This is a genomic window from Proteus terrae (assembly GCF_003144325.1).
Taxonomy (GTDB): domain Bacteria; phylum Pseudomonadota; class Gammaproteobacteria; order Enterobacterales; family Enterobacteriaceae; genus Proteus; species Proteus terrae.
In genome coordinates this window covers 69,218-85,939 of record NZ_PENS01000018.1, presented here as the reverse complement: position 1 = coordinate 85,939, position 16,722 = coordinate 69,218, and the positions used below count along the sequence as shown (strand labels likewise).

The 16,722-nt window shown below is 32.0% G+C and carries 26 protein-coding genes and 1 pseudogene; 8 read left to right on the top strand and 19 right to left on the bottom strand.

The genetic code is table 11. The features are described from left to right. Positions 1–181 precede the first annotated feature (181 nt). From DK857_RS17010 to DK857_RS16995, 4 genes are all read right to left on the bottom strand, one after another. Positions 182–1,045 (bottom strand): lipase family alpha/beta hydrolase, encoded by an 864-nt coding sequence (locus DK857_RS17010; RefSeq protein ID WP_109402789.1) that lies wholly within the window; start codon positions 1,043–1,045, stop codon positions 182–184. A 230-nt stretch (positions 1,046–1,275) separates the two neighbouring features. Continuing rightward, on the bottom strand, positions 1,276–1,620 hold the full coding sequence (locus tag DK857_RS17005; RefSeq protein ID WP_109394218.1) for an antiterminator Q family protein: 345 nt from the start codon (positions 1,618–1,620) through the stop codon (positions 1,276–1,278). A 272-nt stretch (positions 1,621–1,892) separates the two neighbouring features. After that, positions 1,893–2,669: a type I methionyl aminopeptidase gene (gene map / locus DK857_RS17000; protein ID WP_098943171.1), complete on the bottom strand. Its 777-nt coding sequence runs from the start codon at positions 2,667–2,669 to the stop codon at positions 1,893–1,895. 12 nt (positions 2,670–2,681) lie between these two features. Beyond that, positions 2,682–2,879 carry a ParD-like family protein gene (locus DK857_RS16995; protein ID WP_036913277.1) on the bottom strand — a complete coding sequence of 66 codons (198 nt, stop codon included), beginning with the start codon at positions 2,877–2,879 and terminating at the stop codon, positions 2,682–2,684. Between the two features lie 402 nt (positions 2,880–3,281). On the opposite strand from DK857_RS16995, the gene DK857_RS16990 reads away from it, so the two are divergent. Then, the gene (locus DK857_RS16990; RefSeq protein ID WP_109402788.1) at positions 3,282–3,701 is read left to right on the top strand and encodes a hypothetical protein; all 420 of its coding nucleotides are present in this window, start codon (positions 3,282–3,284) and stop codon (positions 3,699–3,701) included. Positions 3,702–3,902: 201 nt separating this feature from the next. Beyond that, positions 3,903–4,442 (top strand): AAA family ATPase, encoded by a 540-nt coding sequence (locus DK857_RS16985; protein WP_109394216.1) that lies wholly within the window; start codon positions 3,903–3,905, stop codon positions 4,440–4,442. A gap of 52 nt (positions 4,443–4,494) precedes the next feature. On the opposite strand, the gene DK857_RS16980 is transcribed toward DK857_RS16985, so the two are convergent. The 3 genes from DK857_RS16980 to DK857_RS16970 all read right to left on the bottom strand — a co-directional run bounded on the left by DK857_RS16980 (position 4,495) and on the right by DK857_RS16970 (position 5,795). After that, the gene (locus tag DK857_RS16980; RefSeq protein WP_109402787.1) at positions 4,495–4,734 is read right to left on the bottom strand and encodes a hypothetical protein; all 240 of its coding nucleotides are present in this window, start codon (positions 4,732–4,734) and stop codon (positions 4,495–4,497) included. A gap of 43 nt (positions 4,735–4,777) precedes the next feature. Further along, on the bottom strand, positions 4,778–5,167 hold the full coding sequence (locus DK857_RS16975) for a hypothetical protein (protein WP_157957621.1): 390 nt from the start codon (positions 5,165–5,167) through the stop codon (positions 4,778–4,780). 346 nt (positions 5,168–5,513) lie between these two features. Continuing rightward, entirely contained in the window at positions 5,514–5,795 is a 282-nt protein-coding gene (locus DK857_RS16970; protein WP_109402785.1) for a DUF5339 family protein, read from the bottom strand. Positions 5,796–6,134: 339 nt separating this feature from the next. Here DK857_RS16970 and DK857_RS19660 point away from each other — a divergent pair, with 339 nt between their 5' ends. The 4 genes from DK857_RS19660 to DK857_RS16955 all read left to right on the top strand — a co-directional run bounded on the left by DK857_RS19660 (position 6,135) and on the right by DK857_RS16955 (position 8,131). Beyond that, positions 6,135–6,233 carry a DUF7832 domain-containing protein gene (locus tag DK857_RS19660; RefSeq protein ID WP_446430632.1) on the top strand — a complete coding sequence of 33 codons (99 nt, stop codon included), beginning with the start codon at positions 6,135–6,137 and terminating at the stop codon, positions 6,231–6,233. Positions 6,234–6,292: 59 nt separating this feature from the next. After that, positions 6,293–6,544 (top strand): DUF7832 domain-containing protein, encoded by a 252-nt coding sequence (locus tag DK857_RS19425; protein ID WP_227003201.1) that lies wholly within the window; start codon positions 6,293–6,295, stop codon positions 6,542–6,544. 260 nt (positions 6,545–6,804) lie between these two features. Continuing rightward, the gene (gene yedE / locus DK857_RS16960; protein ID WP_109394213.1) at positions 6,805–7,890 is read left to right on the top strand and encodes a YedE family putative selenium transporter; all 1,086 of its coding nucleotides are present in this window, start codon (positions 6,805–6,807) and stop codon (positions 7,888–7,890) included. After that, positions 7,865–8,131, top strand: coding sequence for a putative Se/S carrier-like protein (locus DK857_RS16955; RefSeq protein ID WP_109402784.1), 267 nt, complete (start codon positions 7,865–7,867; stop codon positions 8,129–8,131). The genes yedE and DK857_RS16955 overlap by 26 nt, the downstream gene beginning before the upstream one ends. Before the next feature lie 211 nt (positions 8,132–8,342). Here DK857_RS16955 and DK857_RS16950 read toward each other — a convergent pair whose 3' ends face one another. From DK857_RS16950 to DK857_RS19280, 4 genes are all read right to left on the bottom strand, one after another. After that, positions 8,343–8,564, bottom strand: a complete 222-nt coding sequence (locus tag DK857_RS16950; RefSeq protein WP_075672624.1) for a DUF465 domain-containing protein — start codon at positions 8,562–8,564, stop codon at positions 8,343–8,345. A 241-nt stretch (positions 8,565–8,805) separates the two neighbouring features. Continuing rightward, complete coding sequence (locus DK857_RS16945; RefSeq protein ID WP_109402783.1) at positions 8,806–9,156, bottom strand: immunity protein Imm33 domain-containing protein; 351 nt, start codon at positions 9,154–9,156, stop codon at positions 8,806–8,808. Positions 9,157–9,578: 422 nt separating this feature from the next. Then, on the bottom strand, positions 9,579–9,920 hold the full coding sequence (locus tag DK857_RS16940) for a hypothetical protein (protein ID WP_109402782.1): 342 nt from the start codon (positions 9,918–9,920) through the stop codon (positions 9,579–9,581). A 123-nt stretch (positions 9,921–10,043) separates the two neighbouring features. After that, a complete protein-coding gene (locus DK857_RS19280) occupies positions 10,044–10,199 on the bottom strand; it encodes a hypothetical protein (protein ID WP_167392449.1) in 156 nt (51 codons plus the stop codon). A gap of 1,008 nt (positions 10,200–11,207) precedes the next feature. On the opposite strand from DK857_RS19280, the gene DK857_RS16930 reads away from it, so the two are divergent. Continuing rightward, complete coding sequence (locus DK857_RS16930; protein WP_004242485.1) at positions 11,208–11,399, top strand: YqaE/Pmp3 family membrane protein; 192 nt, start codon at positions 11,208–11,210, stop codon at positions 11,397–11,399. A gap of 580 nt (positions 11,400–11,979) precedes the next feature. Here the strand turns inward: DK857_RS16930 and DK857_RS16920 are convergent. Then, positions 11,980–12,753 (bottom strand): aminoglycoside adenylyltransferase family protein, encoded by a 774-nt coding sequence (locus DK857_RS16920; protein ID WP_157957620.1) that lies wholly within the window; start codon positions 12,751–12,753, stop codon positions 11,980–11,982. Positions 12,754–12,978: 225 nt separating this feature from the next. Here DK857_RS16920 and DK857_RS16915 point away from each other — a divergent pair. Next, positions 12,979–13,296 (top strand): annotated as a pseudogene (locus DK857_RS16915) (nucleotidyltransferase domain-containing protein); the annotation flags it as partial. Positions 13,297–13,428: 132 nt separating this feature from the next. On the opposite strand, the gene DK857_RS16910 reads toward DK857_RS16915, so the two are convergent. From DK857_RS16910 to DK857_RS16885, 7 genes are all read right to left on the bottom strand, one after another. Next, a complete protein-coding gene (locus tag DK857_RS16910) occupies positions 13,429–13,869 on the bottom strand; it encodes a colicin-like bacteriocin tRNase domain-containing protein (protein WP_109402780.1) in 441 nt (146 codons plus the stop codon). Between the two features lie 134 nt (positions 13,870–14,003). Beyond that, positions 14,004–14,264 (bottom strand): hypothetical protein, encoded by a 261-nt coding sequence (locus DK857_RS16905; RefSeq protein WP_109394204.1) that lies wholly within the window; start codon positions 14,262–14,264, stop codon positions 14,004–14,006. Continuing rightward, positions 14,261–14,572, bottom strand: a complete 312-nt coding sequence (locus DK857_RS16900; protein ID WP_109402779.1) for a hypothetical protein — start codon at positions 14,570–14,572, stop codon at positions 14,261–14,263. Before DK857_RS16900 ends, DK857_RS16905 begins: the two co-directional genes overlap by 4 nt. Before the next feature lie 259 nt (positions 14,573–14,831). Continuing rightward, a complete protein-coding gene (locus DK857_RS19505) occupies positions 14,832–14,960 on the bottom strand; it encodes a hypothetical protein (protein WP_261247061.1) in 129 nt (42 codons plus the stop codon). A 30-nt stretch (positions 14,961–14,990) separates the two neighbouring features. Next, positions 14,991–15,326, bottom strand: a complete 336-nt coding sequence (locus tag DK857_RS16895) for a c-type lysozyme inhibitor (protein WP_109394202.1) — start codon at positions 15,324–15,326, stop codon at positions 14,991–14,993. Between the two features lie 124 nt (positions 15,327–15,450). Further along, positions 15,451–15,846 carry a subtilase family AB5 toxin binding subunit gene (locus tag DK857_RS16890; RefSeq protein WP_157957619.1) on the bottom strand — a complete coding sequence of 132 codons (396 nt, stop codon included), beginning with the start codon at positions 15,844–15,846 and terminating at the stop codon, positions 15,451–15,453. A 62-nt stretch (positions 15,847–15,908) separates the two neighbouring features. After that, positions 15,909–16,568 carry a class I SAM-dependent methyltransferase gene (locus tag DK857_RS16885; protein WP_109402778.1) on the bottom strand — a complete coding sequence of 220 codons (660 nt, stop codon included), beginning with the start codon at positions 16,566–16,568 and terminating at the stop codon, positions 15,909–15,911. Positions 16,569–16,722 lie beyond the last annotated feature (154 nt).

Below are 16,722 nucleotides of genomic sequence, written 5' to 3'. Positions count from 1 at the left end.
TCTATATCGTAACGGAAAGGTGTTTTTCTTGGTATAACCCTTGAACGCCACCTGCAAAGCAGGTGGTTTTATGTTTAAGACGCTAGCGCGACTTAAACTGGCTAAAGCCATAATAAAAATGGCTCTAAATTAATTAGAGCCATTCGTATTAGATTATTTCACAACCAGTATGCAAAGATAATTAAAGCTTTTTACTTGCTAAAAAATTCGCATGGTTTGTATAAATAGCAACAATATCTTCACCACGCCCGACTAATCCAGCAACCTGATTTACCATATCCAGATGATCTTCAGCATAATCATCCTTAATCAGTTTACCTAATCGCATACTTGTACGACCTACTAAGCCATCATTTTCACGCTCGGTAAAGAATGCACTTAATACACGCATTGCTGCATGAGTAGGATCCAGTAAATTACCTCTTTCACCTGCAATCAAACCTTGGATATAACTACCAAATGAATAGTAATGAACGCCATTTACGACTTCTTTGCCTTCACCACCACGAATAGCTGGCAGCCCTTGTGGGTACTTTTTATTAAATTCTGTTACATTTTCAGTTGTTAATGCTTCTAATGCAGCGATGGCATCTTGTGGATTACCTCGATTACCTGAAAATGTAGAAATAATAGTACCAATAGCTTTCATTACAGCATCAGCAACATATTCTGGCACACTATCCTTACGCATAATGCGTCGTACTAAATCTGCAATCTCTGAACCATGGTTTACACCATTAACAGAGGTAACAGAAGCAATACTTTTAGCATGCTTTGCAGCAACATAACGGCAAGCTAATGGGCCTTGGCTATGACCGATTAAATTTACTTTTTTTGCTTTAGTTTCTTTGAGAACTTTTTGCACAAACTCCCAAAGTTGTTCGCCACGAACTTCGTTCGAGTTAAATGCGGAAAGAGATGCAGTGAAAACTTTATGGCCATCCTTTTCTAATGCATCAGCGATACCATAAAAATAAGGATAGCCGACGATATCATCAAAACCAGATAAACCATGAACTAAAACAATTGGATATGTAGTTGACATATTTTTCCACTCCTTGGGTTTAAATTAATTTATTTAATTTGCTAAACATCCTATTAGCAATACTTAAAACAATAGTTAGAATACAATATTTAAAATATAATCTTTGAAGTACAAAATTATAGTAAACATCGTATTTTGATACCTTATTTGTTCTAAGTGTTATTAGATTAATCTCTATTTTACGATCGTAAAGCATTATTTTAATAAATTTTGATTTTTTACTAATAGTCTCAATTAAATCTGGAGAAAATTAGCATACCCTCAATCATTCCTTCCGCTTTTTTTAACTTTTTACCAATATACGTATCAGAACATTGATCATATTTTGCAAGCTGTATAAACGTTTTACCAAAAACATAATAATTAATAATTAACTGATAATCTTCTTTGTTGTGCGCCATCAATCTTTTCATTAAATCATTGATAATATTTGCATTATGATGAGTGCATTTTTTTCTCAATTTTATACGATCTGGAATAACCTCTTTTCCATTATTATTCAATATATTAACAGCATCTTGATCATTGGCTACCCATGATCCCCACTCTTCTAAAGTTTTTGAAATATTCTCCATATTAACGTCCTTATTTTTCCATAGAGTAACAATCGCATCCTGCAATCATTTAATGATGATCCATTAATACTTAATAAGTATTGATATTAATATAGTGGCCAAAGTGTAATTTACAACTCGGATTTATAAAAATATGAGCTATAAACTTAATTTATTGATAGAAATGAAAAATAAAGGAAATGCAACTAGCCACTTTAATTAAAAATTAAATCATTTTGAAATTACAAAGAATATTTTTTCTTAAAATGGCTATAAATATAAGAGAGTTGTAATTATGGTAATACTTCTTCCGGACGTAAAGTGAGTACTTCATACCCTGTTGCTGTTACTAAAATAGTATGTTCTGATTGAGCGGATAATTTTTTATCCCTTGTCACAACAGTCCAACCATCTTTTTTGGTTTTTATTTTAGCGCCGCCTTGATTTATCATTGGTTCAATCGTGAAAGTCATACCTTCTTTTAATTCAACACCTTGACCTTTAATACCATAATGTAGTACTTGTGGCGCTTCATGCATTTCTCTTCCTATTCCATGCCCACAGTACTCTCTCACTACACTATATCCATGACTTTGTGCAAAGCTTTGAATAGCATGACCAATATCACCTAATGTCGCACCTGGTTTTACTTCCTTAATACCTTCCCACATTGCTTGATACGTTGTTTTTGCTAATTTCCGCGCGATAGGAGACGCCTCAGGCATAATATACATTTTACTAGAGTCAGCAATAAATCCATTTTTTTCTAGTGTAATATCAACATTAATAATATCTTTACTTTTTAAGCGCTCATCTGATTTTGGTACACCATGACAAACAACTTCATTTATAGATGTATTTAACACATATTCATAGCCATATTGACCTTTACTTGCTGGTCTCGATTGAAGTTCATTGACAATAAAGTCATCAACCTTATCGTTAATTTCTAGTGTAGAAACACCTGGTACAATAAAATCATCAAGCATTGTAAAAACTTTCGCTAATAAGCGTCCTGATTCACGCATTAACTCAATTTCATCGGCCGTCTTAATCGTTATTTTATCCATTCTTCTTTCCTCTTATTCTACTTCTTGCTTGATGGCTTCTTTTTCCAGCATTTCATTGATAATCATTGGAAACGTTTTATCTGGGTTTAACTCTGCTTGAATGCCAATTTTTATCCAAAACTCTGCCTGAGCATTAACAGAGCGTGACATCACATTGCTTGCTTTTCGCAAGTATTCATGTAATTCATCAGAAATTTTTACAATACCCACGACAATCCTTATATACAGATCATAATAAAACATATACGTTCTATGATAGAATCAAATTCATCTTCTTTCAATTGCTATTAGATAGTTATCGTAGGCATAAAATGCCTAAATAAGAAAATAAGGGGAAATAGTACTCAAAATAAAGAAATCCTATTTTTTGCTTTTCATATATTTCATTTTATTCATCCATAAATTCATAATGTTTGGCTTCAAACTATCCTAAATTGCAGTTATTTATCTTCTGTTACTGAAAGTATTGAAGCATATCGATTATCAGAAACGCCTTCACAGATAATATCTATATTTTATCAAAGTGGCGTTCCATCTAACTCTTATTCAAAAATTGCGCGAGTTAGCGAAAGTCCATTACAACTATCAGTTTTAACTGAAAACAGAAATATAATGCCATTATATTTTTCGCAAAATAATCAATATTTATTGTATAGAAAACAGAATGAGCGCTATATTATTTTCTTACATAACACTAGTCATAAAATAATATACGAAGCTGTTATTACTGTTGATGGCTTAGATGTTATCCGTAGAACTGCGAGCTCTTATCAAAATAGAGGTTATTTATTAAGACCTGGAGATACTTTATTTATTGAAGGTTTTAGAAAAAATCAGCAACAAGTTGCCGCTTTTCTCTTTAGTACACCTGAGGAAGGATATGTAAACTACAATGCTCAAGGTGATAAAAGAAATACGGGTGTAATTAGTGTTGCTCTTTTTGAATCAAAAGAAGGCACACAAGAAATAATCAGTAAATGTAGTTATTTACCAAACGCTTTTCCAAACAGTAACTATGCACCAGGGCCTTGAATTCCTTAATATTTACCCATTAATTTTTTTGATTTTCCATAAAATAAAACCGCTTGAGATTTATATTAACATTTAATGCTAATGCACTTTTTCTAGTTCTATTTTTTAGGTATATTTAATATCTAACAACTCCCGTACCCCCCTACATACCATCCTTATTCTCTTTTTCTTTCTTAATTATATAAATTTATAGGAGTTATTATGCCTGAAAAATCACATCGCATTATACTAACTGGAGGCCCTGGCTCTGGAAAAACCACACTAATAAACGAACTTAAAAATAGAGGCTATCCCTGTTCTTTAGAAGCAGGAAGAGCCATTATTCAAGACCAAAGTGTTATTGAAGGAAATGCATTACCATGGACAGATCCTAACGCTTTTGCACAAGCAATGCTAATTTGGGAATTACGCTCATGGCATGAAGCAAGCAATAATAAAATGCCCTATTTCTATGATAGAGGCATCCCTGATATTGCAGGATATTTACTCCTATGTGGTTTAGCTATTCCCAAACATCTTGATAAGGCAATTACCTTATTTCGTTATACTACAAATGTGTTTATAGCACCACCATGGCCCGAGATATACACTCAAGATCAAGAACGAAAACAAACCGAGAAAGAAGCAGAAGAAACCTATTTAGCAATGATAGCTGTTTATAGAAAATATAACTATAATTTAATAGAGATACCTAAAATAGAAATAAATGATAGAGCTAATTTTATTATTAATAAAATTTAGAGAATTATTATCAGCCAGTAGTAATTACTGGCATAGATAATAGTATTAAATTTTAATAAGAAGCCATGATCCGTAAATCAGGTTTTTCTCCTCGCATAATAGCTCGCTGTTGTTCATGAACAGCTTCATTAATTGCTTTTTGCTCTCCTGGTGTTCGAGTATTCTTACCACAAACTAATGTAGAACACACTGGGCTGCCTATTCTATGGCTCCCTGAATTACCCGCACTAAAAGTAACGTTATCAGTAGCACAACCTAGTAATAGAAATGATAAAGTAATTGCTATGCGCATAATTTTCCCATATGAAATTAAATTTTAAATTTATATTAAAGTATTAATAGGCATCAAAAGTATAATGTGGCTTTTGTTTCCATTTGAATTCAACTGTTTGTTTTTCTTCATTCCAAATAGGCTCAGAAACTGGCATGGTAAAGCTTATTTTTTGAATAGGCTTTAATGTTGAATTATTATTGCTTAAATACTGATTGTTTATTGATGGTTTTTTCTCATTTAAACCAACTTTAAAAATTTGTCCAAGCCTTTGTTTTTCTTCTTGCACTTCTATTTCAAAACGAGATTGCTTTCCCAACATAAAAACTAAGTTATTATTTACCTCGTGACTATTAGGAATGCGATTATCAGTATGTATCCCAATTAATTTAGCTTGAGTTGTCTTATTAGTGGTACAACCAGAAGTTATAAATACAGAAAGTAATAAAAACAAAAAGTAATACATAAATTAAATATCAATAAGAAATAGGAATAAATAATTATTCCATAAAATCGATTCATCAACAAAATAAATTTTACTATTTATATAAAAATAGAAAAATTCGCTCATAAAATGATGATATAAAATGACTTTAGCTATAATTCAGTTAAAGATACAGAACAAAGAAAACACTTAACAAAAATAATTAGAATGATAAAAACACCCCCATTCATGAAGAATATGAATAAACAAAAGCAATGCATAAAGAAAATATATAGTAACTGACTATATTAAATTATTGTCATATGGAAATAAAAAGGACACCAACAAGGTGTCCGCTTAATACAATAAATAAAATTTATTGAGCTGCTGACATTTTTTTCATTTGCTCTAAAGAATCTAAAGCTTGCTTACAAGTACTTTCTTGAACATCTTTAGGTAATGCTGCAAATTGTTCTTTAGCTTGAGCATATTGCGCTTTCATCGCTTCTGCTTGAGCTTTAGTTGCATCATTTTTTGCCATCAACTCAACATAAGAGTCAGTTTCTTTAAAATAGTCTTCACATGCTTTAGATAAATCAGCAGAAACAGCAATAGAAGAAATTGATAATAAACTCAATGCTAGAATAAGTTTTTTCATAAATATCCTTTAAGTATCATTTACAGTTAGAAAGTAACTTCCATTATTTTTCTTAAGTCAGCATTATCTCAAAGAAGAATAAAATAGGGATAAGTATTATCTTAATTAAAAAAATAAAATCTCATCTAATAATGATTAAAATAAAAAATAAAATCAAAATGTGATAATTGAAATTAGTCTGTTATTTTCAGTATTATTTAACATATTGATTTATTATTTTTAAACTAATATGTTATTGTTATCTAATAGTAATTTTATTTTTATAGCAATACTACTGTTTGTATATTTATAATACACACTATAATCAAATTATCTCCACTAACTAATAGTGGTAGAAAAGTGGAAATTGATAGAATCCGCTGGCACGCATATGGTGATTTTCCTGATAACCTACCACCTGAAAGTGGAGGTATACATATAGGATTCTATTTGACTTAGATTATTGAAAACAGCTAGAAAGAGAAGACCTACAAGAAGATGCAATTGATGAGTTAGAAATGGTACGTAAAAGAAAAATGAATGGTCTGGCATTTCTTATCCAAGTTTGCGACAAAAAATTTATTAGTGATGACTTGAATGATAAAGGATATGCTTTCACACAACATTATTACGGTTCAGAAAATAATAACTATTTCGAAGATTTCGAGCATGTTTTAGCCCAAGGACTCCCTTCTTCATGTTACGTTGAAAACTCATGGGATAATTATGACAAAATTGCACCTGTAATTACAGATGCATATACAAAATGAAAAAAAGAAATAAATAATTAAATTAACCGCTTTCTAAAAGCCAACTTTCATCCTTCATTATTAGCAATAAGTTATTTAAACAATAATTAACTTATTACGCATTTAATTAACATTCTTAAATTTTAAAACCTAACCTTATTCAATTTATTAATTTTGACGTGATCTATATACAAGAATCACACTTTATTCTTATATATAGTTGCTCCGTACTTAATAGGTTCTATTAGTCAGGGGGACTCCCCCATCAACGGAGGCATTTAATGTCTATAAAATGGGTTTTAATTCTATCTGGATTTGTTATTGGTGCTATTGCGTTACTTCTTGGTATTAACGGAAATCCACCTAATATGGGTGTTTGTGTAGCTTGCTTCATTCGTGATAGCGCAGGAAGTATGGGCTTACATCATACCGAAACAGTTCAATATCTTCGTCCTGAAATATTCGGTTTTATTCTTGGTTCTTTTGTTGCCGCACTTATCTTCAGAGAATTTCAATCAAGGGCAGGCTCTGCTCCTATTATTCGTTTTACACTAGGTTTTCTAATGATGGCTGGCTGCTTAGTTTTTTTAGGGTGCCCATTAAGAATGGTGCTTCGTATCGGTGCCGGTGATTTAAATGCTGTAATAGGATTAGTTGGATTAATAATAGGAATTGGCATAGGTAGCTTATTTATTAAAAAAGGATTTTCTCTCCCAAGAAATTATCGTCAATCCCCTATAGAAGGTTTTATTTTACCTATTATATGTATATTCCTATTTGCTTTATTCTTATGGAACAGTGATATATTCAATGCCAGTGTAAAAGGCCCTGGAGCAAATCATGCACCAGTGTGGATGTCTATTATCGCAGGACTTATTATTGGTTTTATTATTCAGCGCACAAGATTCTGCTTTATTGGAATGGCCAAGCATGTATTTTTATCACGTAACTATAATATGGCGTTTGGTGTAATCGCATTAACACTTGTTATTTTTTTAGGTAATCTTTATTTAGGTAAGTTTAATCTTGGTTTTGAAAATCAACCCATAGCCCACAGCGATGGATTATGGAATTTTCTCTCTATGTTGCTTGTAGGCTTATGTGGCGTACTCATTACGGGTTGTCCATTACGGCAACTAGCTAATGCTGGTCAAGGTAACTCAGACGCTGCTGTAAGCGTCATGGGTATGTTAGTAGGAGCTGCGTTTGCTCATAACTTCTCTTATGCCTCAAGTCCTACGGGTGTTACGGATAATGGTAAACTGGTTATTGTTATTGGTTTATTGTTTGCTGTCATTGTTGCTGCTATTTATACCTATGCTGTAAATAAAGCAAAAGATAATGGAATTAGAAAAAATGACGCATAACTACTTATTTCTTTTTCATGAGCAATACGCTGTAAAAAAACTTCAGCAACAACTCCAACAAGATAATTTTTCCTCAAAAATTATTGATGCTCCACGTAAAATATCATCAGAATGTGAATTGGCCGTATCCATTTATTTTTCTAACGATGAAATTTATAAACAGTATATTAATGATAATGTTAGAGCTGTTTATAAAATAAGTTCACATCATTTTGATGTACTTTGGAAAGACGAATTTTGACATAGTACATAATCAAATTATCATTATTATTTTTAGAACCTAGACAGTTAAAAGGCTACAAATGTAGCCTTTTCTTTATAAATAAAACCATCTGTTTTATATAACTTTTTATTCAAAAATAGATTGTCTTTCTAAAAACGAAAAACCATCCATTTTTAGTTAGATGGTTTCTACATCTTTATGTATTTATAGAGTAATTATTTTTTATTACTCACTCTTCTTCCGGTGGATTTTTGAGGATTTGATGAATTTCCTCTTTCAGTTTTAATTTTTGTTTTTTTAGCTCAACAACCTCTTCACCATATCCTCTTCTATCTTTATGCTCTAATCTAACAATTTTATGGTCAAGTTCGTTATGTTGTTCAAAAAGAGCACGAAAATGAGGATCAGTCTGACGAAGTTTTGAAATTAAATCACGATATTCTGGAAACATAAATAGCCACCTTCCTTATTAATTGTGAATTAAATACTCTTATAATATTTACCCAAACTGATTAACCTGTCATTGTCTTTATGTTAAAAATAAGACCAACATCAATTAATATCTTTAATTTTCAAAATAACTTAATATTTTTATATTATACATTCTCAGCATAGTTATGAATTTCAATACGAAAGAGCATATAAAACTGTAAATCTACTTAATCCAAAAATTATAAAATAATGATAAATACTTATTCACTTATCTCTTCAAACCAAACATCTTCATATCCGTCTCTATCGATAATGAAATTATACCCTTCTGGTAAATAAAGATAATTTATTACTTCAGGTAGCACTTCTTCCAAATGTTCTGCATGCAATGATTGATAAAAATCGTCCTTTGCACAATATTCCTCGCAATAAAAAAACCAGCTTACAGTGTTACCTTCTGATTGCTTTATGCGTGTTCCGTAAATGGGATTACCATTTAGGTTATCTAAAGCAATTGCTACCATTTCTTCTGGTTTTTGAGGCAAAACGCCATATCTTTCGCACATAATTTTCTGTTGTTCAGTAATAAATAATTTATTGTTTTTATTCATGTTAGATCTTCAATTTCACAAGAAAAATTCGAGAAAAGAGTTTATTAGCTTTTGATTATAATCAGCTTATCGTTATATACCAAGTATTGATAAAGGAGAACATGCCCCATCTATTCGCATAGCAAAAAGTAAAAAAGCAGGTTGCTAAAGAGAATAAAAAAACGTCAATTCGCCTTAAAACTGGACGACATAAGGCACAAAAGCACTTTTTACTAAAAAAAAGCATTTATTGTTAATTTATAAAATGAAAATTCACTACATTTATACTGATCTCTAATAGTTTTTTATACCCATCTATTCGAGTCACTAAGCCCAATGCCGCCACATTGGGCTTTTTTATTAACAATAGTTATTGATATCATTTTTCATTACGACAGAATCAAGTCTTTTTGACTCTATTTAACTGTTTTTTAAGACTAAAATCATTTAAATAATAATGGTGAAGCAAGTAGCCCTACAACTATAGAAACTAAGCCATGCAGTATTAAGGCTATTTTAATTCTTACTATGTTAACGTACTCTTTTTTACGATTATCTAACCATTCATTTAATGCAATAAAAAAACAGATAAAACAATAAATTCCCGCACCAAAAATAATAAAAGCAGCTGTTATGGCTCTAGATAAATTTGACCAACCACCTGAATTAGAATGTGAGCTTAATTCATTGTAAATAAGCAGTCCTGCAACAACCAATGCCCCCACCCCAAATGCCATTAATATTCCCTTTCCTACCACTTTATTTTCAGTTTTATTAATATCCATACTTATTACCTTAAAAATTAATATGTATAAACTATAATCTATTATTACTATTGCTACTCTATTTTATAGTATAAATAATAAAACAATGATGCCGACTAAATTCCTTCTCGTCGGCATTAGTAACTATTTATTAGGTGAAATATCTTGCTCTTGTAATTTAGAAAGTGCTAATTCTTTCATCCAATCTGCAAGTAGTGGTGCTGTTTTTATTGAATCCAATAATGCTCGTTCTTTTTTCGTTAAACGAATAACAATAACTTCTGTTTTCATCGTAGACATAATAATTCCCCATTTGTAAAAGAGAAAATATTGACATAAAACAGTGACAGAACGGTCTGACTTACATGCTTTTACAAAACCATCATTTAAAGATGGGTTGCAATACGCTATTGATAGGATATTTGCGATATAGTTCGTTGTTTATTTTTAGGAAAAACATTAGGATATTACATCCAATTAGTTGACCATCTTCACAGGATAATTTAAGGTATTTTTGGCCTAAATCTAAATCCTATATCCCAGTGTCAACCTGACTATGTAATGCCCCTAAAACAAGATAGGACTCGACTTGCCCTTGTTCTGCAGCTTTTGTGTACCATTTTACGGCTTTAGGATAATTTTTCTGCGTTTCATACCATAACCCAAACAAAGCTTGTGAACTTGCATTCCCAGCTATGACATCATGACATGTTTTCGGTAATATGGAATTTTGGTTAGTTCTAATAATATCAGCAAACATCTCATCACAATTTTCGGCATAACTAAATAGTAGAATACATATTACAATTAAAAAAATAATATTTTTTTCAAAGCATCTCCAATAAAAGTATATTTATATGAAAGTTTATAACTGATTATTACTATTTTTAAAAGATAAATATACCTAGCAAACAATACAATAAATAAAATAGATTCAAAAGATACATTAAACCAATTATGGGGAATGTTAAAAACATCATGCTAAAAACTTCATGTTACTTTCTCATTAATAGTGTTTTTTAGCATATTATAAACTACAGGGATTGAGGTAAATTAGAGTGACTTTTTAAATAAAGCCCTGTTCCAACCTTAATATCCTTATGGCTATGGCTGATCGCATTTGTGGAGTTTGTCGTATTTAGCGTCAAATCAATATTTAACCTACTTAATGCTCCCGCCATAAACTCAATCCTTGGTATGAACACAACAAAATCAAACTTTCACCCTGAATAAATGCAATATTTATTGTTATTTGCTATTGATTTAATTATTGATAAACTGAAATTTCGAATAATAGAGGGGGGTTTTATGAGACTTATTCTGGCGTTATTACTACCTTGGTTACAATTTTTCACGATTGGACGCCCATTTGCTGGCATCTTTTGCCTTATCCTACAAATCACCTTAATTGGGTGGATCCCTGCGGCTATCTGGTCAGTTTATGCCCTTTCTCAATACAATACAGATAAAAAAATTGAGAAAATGTCTCGCGGTGGTTAACGATTAAGCCCCATTCATGTGGGGCTATCAATTAGCTAATACACTCTCAGTGACATTATCTCACGCCTTTTCTTCCGTGATTTTCCTCTTTCATATCGGCATAGAATCCATTAATTCTGGTAGAGATATTTTCGGATCACCGGTGACTACCTTCAAGTGGGTCGGTTTCGGGCGTCTTTCTGTCATCGATACCTCCCAGAATAAATTTTTCATTTCGCGGTTGTGTGCACAAATGAGGGCGCTAGGTAATCTAGGCGAAATTGTCTGAGCTTTTATACCTCCCCACCCTGTATTTCATGGTGTTATTATTGATGCCAATAAAAATTGGGATCGAATGAATGTCATCCGTATTACAGCCAATGACTTTTCCACTCTTTTCGATACGTTGTTTTGTTGAGTTATGATGCAGTTCGTATAAGCTTTTTTTCATGGTTATTCCATTACAAATTTTCCCCAATAAAAAGCCACCAGCGGTTAACTGATGGCTATTTATATAAATCCTATTTAACAAAAAATACCAAGACGGGAAATCTAGATTCAGTAAAAGATGGTTAATAATTAATTGTTTCATACAACATAATTAGTATTCTTTATTAAAAATATATCCTTTGATTTGGGCAGAAAAGTAATCAACGATCAATGGTAGTAATTCATTATATTTAGTCCATTCAACATTAGTCCCATAAAGATACTCATCTCGCGCAACAGTTATTATTTCAATAAATTCATTAGGTATTTTATTGATTGACCAATTAGCCGCAACATCCTTTGATACGAATTTCCCTGAACTCATCGTAAACCACATTCTTGCGAGAGTTAAAACAACATTACGCTCATCACCTTCAATAGAAGAAATTAAATTAGGTAAGGAATCTAACAATGCTTTTCTTATTTGTTGGATGCCAATCTCAGGTAATATAAAACTATCACCCCAAAGGAGTTTTGAATCTTTCTTAGCCTGCGCCAACATCAATGTATATTCTGGGTCATCATGCTCAACACTACTTATGCCTTGTTTGAAAGTGTCTCTCAACCACTCCCCGTAAATAAATTCACATCTAGCTGGATATTGTAAACTCTGTAATTGATCACCAACAAATATTGCGATTTCCAAAGGTCTACGCCCTAATTTATCATAAGGATATCGACCTGAAGTAGCTAACAAATCTTCAATAAGTAATTTTTTTTCATCTTTACTCAAAGCTGCTTTAACAATTACAAGAAGATCAATATCACTGGTAGGTTTAAGTCCACCTGATACTGATGAACCATGCAAATAAATCGCATCCAAATTATCTCTAAAAATTCTTTTTAATGAATTAAGTGCTTGTTGAATTTGAAATAATGCGTCCACAGATAGCGGGCTCCTCAGATATGTTATTACAGCAAAGACACACTGTGACTATTAAATGCGCTAAATAGCTCACATGGAAAAATCAACAGCATAGGGTTATACAGAAGAATTTATAGCTTAAGAGGAACTCTCCGAAGAGATGACTATGTCTTACAAAATACCTAGCCTAAATATACAGAACTCGTTATTCTGTAATGCTTTGTGTTTTTTGTGAACAGAAAAAATATGCTAAGTATGTTACCCTATTTACACAGAAGTTTTACAGAGCAACTCAAGCTAAAATTACAATCTGACTCACGGATCCACTCCCTTCTTGCTGGTGGCTCTATTATCCATGGCGGATTTGATAAATACTCCGACTTGGATTTTGTCGTTGTGGTAGATCCTCTCTACTATGACGAAATAATGGCACAACGCAAGGTATTTGCTGGAACACTGGGGCATCTACTGCATGCTTTCACTGGAGAACATGTCGGAGAACCTCGCCTACTTATATGCCTGTATGGCCCTGAACTCCTCCATGTCGATCTGAAATTTGTCACTTACTTTTTTGCCTTTACCTGTAACCTTGCCAGGAGTATTTTCTTTAACTAACTTTTGAATGACAATATCTGAATAATTATTTGGATTAATTAAAATTGCTTTTAATAACTCTTTATCATCGAATTTAACTTCTTATTTTGTTATTTTTAGTTGTTTGCTATCTTGTTTGTATACAAGAGGATTTTTAACAGGATCTGCTAATGCCAAACCTTCAGGCGTGGCTTTGAGTTTATTAATAACAGCGACTTGAGCCTGATAATGTTTATCAATATTAGCTAATCTTTTCTTCGCTTCTTCAAGCTCTAATAATGCAGCTTCTAACGGATGCAATGTCGACCATTCAGCCCATTCTATTTCTACTACTTGCTTTTCATTATTAACATCAATGACATCAATAATAGAGACATAAAGAGCCTCATGCTTACCACCAAAATCAACAATGGCATGATGGGTCTTTAATTTAGATGAAGGGATATAATATCCAGCATTAGGCTTAGAGTTGATGACTACTTGTTTATTTTTATCTGCTTTGTTTTCAGAAACACTAATGCGTACTGACTTTGCCCCCCGCAATAATAGGGGCTACTAGGAGTGCTCGTTGCTGTTGCCTTTACGATTGGAATACTAATAGCCTGACCTGTAGATACAATGGTTCATTGCTTTCCAGTACTCTTATCCAAAGCAGACATAACCTGAATACGTATACATTAATGATGTTTTTTACCGATATCACTAATTTGATTAGTAACAATATCCGCTGGCATTGTTGTAACTTTGCGTGCTTTATTTCTATCAAAAATATCTCTATCCAAAATGCCATAATTATTCAATAAAGCCATTTCAGCTTGAGTAGACATGATATTGCTACTTGGCCACAATCCCCCAATCGCAATTCCAACGGCTGTAACCCTAGTCAGTTTTGGAGCAACAGAAATTGCTTCTAATGCACTAGCTTTTAACGCTGTCAATGACTTAGAAAAATACTCTTAATATTAGCGGAAACAAATAGACTTGATGTAAAACTAAGAACATCTTGATAAGTAAGAAAACCTAAAGCAGGAAGACCGACTGATGCCATTACTAACTTTTCAGGGTATTTCCCTAGATTAAAATCTGAAATGTCTTGAACTTCCTTTATTCGCTCATTTTTGTCTCGATCTTCATTGTCGTTATCTGTGTGGTTTGAGTTATCATCTTCATCATACTCATAATAATCATGGCTACTAACACCGTCAGTTATCTCAATACGAATATCCCTATCTTCATTATCACTCATATAAAGTCCTTTTTTATATTTAATCGCACACAACTACTGTATACAACTACAGTATCTTCAATAATAATTGCAAAATAATCGTCTTATTTCGGCTATATTCGGAATAGTTACCATTAGCACTTAGCTCATCCTTGAGCTAAATATATTTGATTAGTTATCAATTTCTGGTGCGCTATTGATATCCTGATTTTCCTCCTTTTCTTTTTGTCTGCGTTCCTCTTCCGTTTTCTACACTTCTTCCATCTCACGCATTCTCACGTTATATATAGATGGATTGCTCAGGCATCTGTACACGAATAGAAATAAAGCGATCATCAGAGATATCAATTGGATCTCCACCAACAATTACCGTAGCTAATGCAATAGCAACTGGTTTTGATGGGCTCATTTACGCTAACGTCATAATAAAAGGTGATAATTAGCCAGCTTTGCAGCCACTCAATACTGGTTTATCTTTTCCTTCAACTAAATCGGCATTGTCACCTTTAGTATAAAGTTTATAGGTGTAATTTTTATTCATTGCCTCATAGTTTGCACCAGAAGCCATTTTCATAATTTTCAATGGGATCATTTCATCCATTTGATTAATGATCGCATAGCTATCTTTTGCTGTATTTACATAGATAACTTCCATCACTTTATTATTTTCACACACATAAGAAATTTTGGTTATCTCATCAGCATTATCTGCCATAACAAAACTAGAAGACAAAATACCTACTGCAAGAAAAACACTTTTAAATAAAAATCTCATATTGTCTCCTAAATATCATTAAGTTAGCGTTTATAGAGTATTCTTTTACTCTTCACTAATTTAAAAAAATCTATCTGATACTCTAATGGGATTTATCCAATTTATAACATTTAATATTAATCAATTAGTTATCTTTTGTCGGTCCCATGCAACGACTATTATGACAACTAGCGAATCCTGCTATCGCTTTATTTGAATATACTCGAGTAAATTTTGGGTGAGTCCAAACATTAGGTTGAACATATAACCTAAAGCTTTTACCTGTTGTGTAGTAATAATGTGCTTGTTGAAAAAAGTGCTCATAAGAAGAAGCCCAATCTGACTTGTTAGATACTGCACAGGCGATAAATTCACCGCCATGATTCATGGCTTTAACACAAAAATACCGACCATCTTCAATTTTTCCCGAATTAAAATCCGTTAGCGTAACATTAGAATAATATTCAATATTATGACTTAATGTATCTGTGGCAAATGCCGTTGGAGTTAATAATAAAAAGGCAAAAAATAGACTACGCATTAACATACCATTCCTTAAGAAAATAAAGATAAAAAGCCTCTAATCCAAAATAATATTTCTTATTATTTTTTATTCTTCGCTGTGAACAAAGCTACAGTGCCTTGTACATGTATAGAGATGTCATGGAATAAAGAGGAAAGCATTTCTTCCAAAGAGTCCACCGAATCAGAATAATTGCAGAAAATACCTTTTTTGTTGTAAATAGACATTAATTTTTTACCAAAAAAATTATGTTTGACTCCCTGCCCTAAAATCGTTGTGCCATATAAAACCCCTTTTTCTGTCAGTAAATAACTTATATTTTCTATCGCTTTTTTCTTATCACCCATCGTTCCTGGTAAACAATGTATCAAATAAAACAATGAGATAGAATCATAAGATGCATTTAATTTATTAGAAAAAGGCTGAAAAACATCATGCTGGGAGCAATTTATTAATTTGTTATCAGGTATATACTTTTTAGTATGTTCCAGACTGTGCAAATTAAGATCAGTCAATGAGATTTCTTTTATAGAATTTAATGATTTTTTTAAATAAAACCCCGTTCCAACACCAATATCCATATGGCGATCACCGAGATGATTTTTAAAATGTGGAATTAAATATTTATTCGTATCACACTGCCATGCATAGCTATTAGAAATATTAAGCACCCACCAATCATATAGCTTCAATGACACTGGTGTATATACTTTAACTCCATCATGTGTACTTAATGTCATACAATACCTATCATAAAATGACTATTTTATTTTTTATTTATTATATGAATAGTTGAAAATACCGAATAATAAAACAGGTAATATCTTTAAAATATTATCTACTCACTAAATCACTTTCTTTATTTCTCTTAATTATAAAAAAAATCTTTCATTA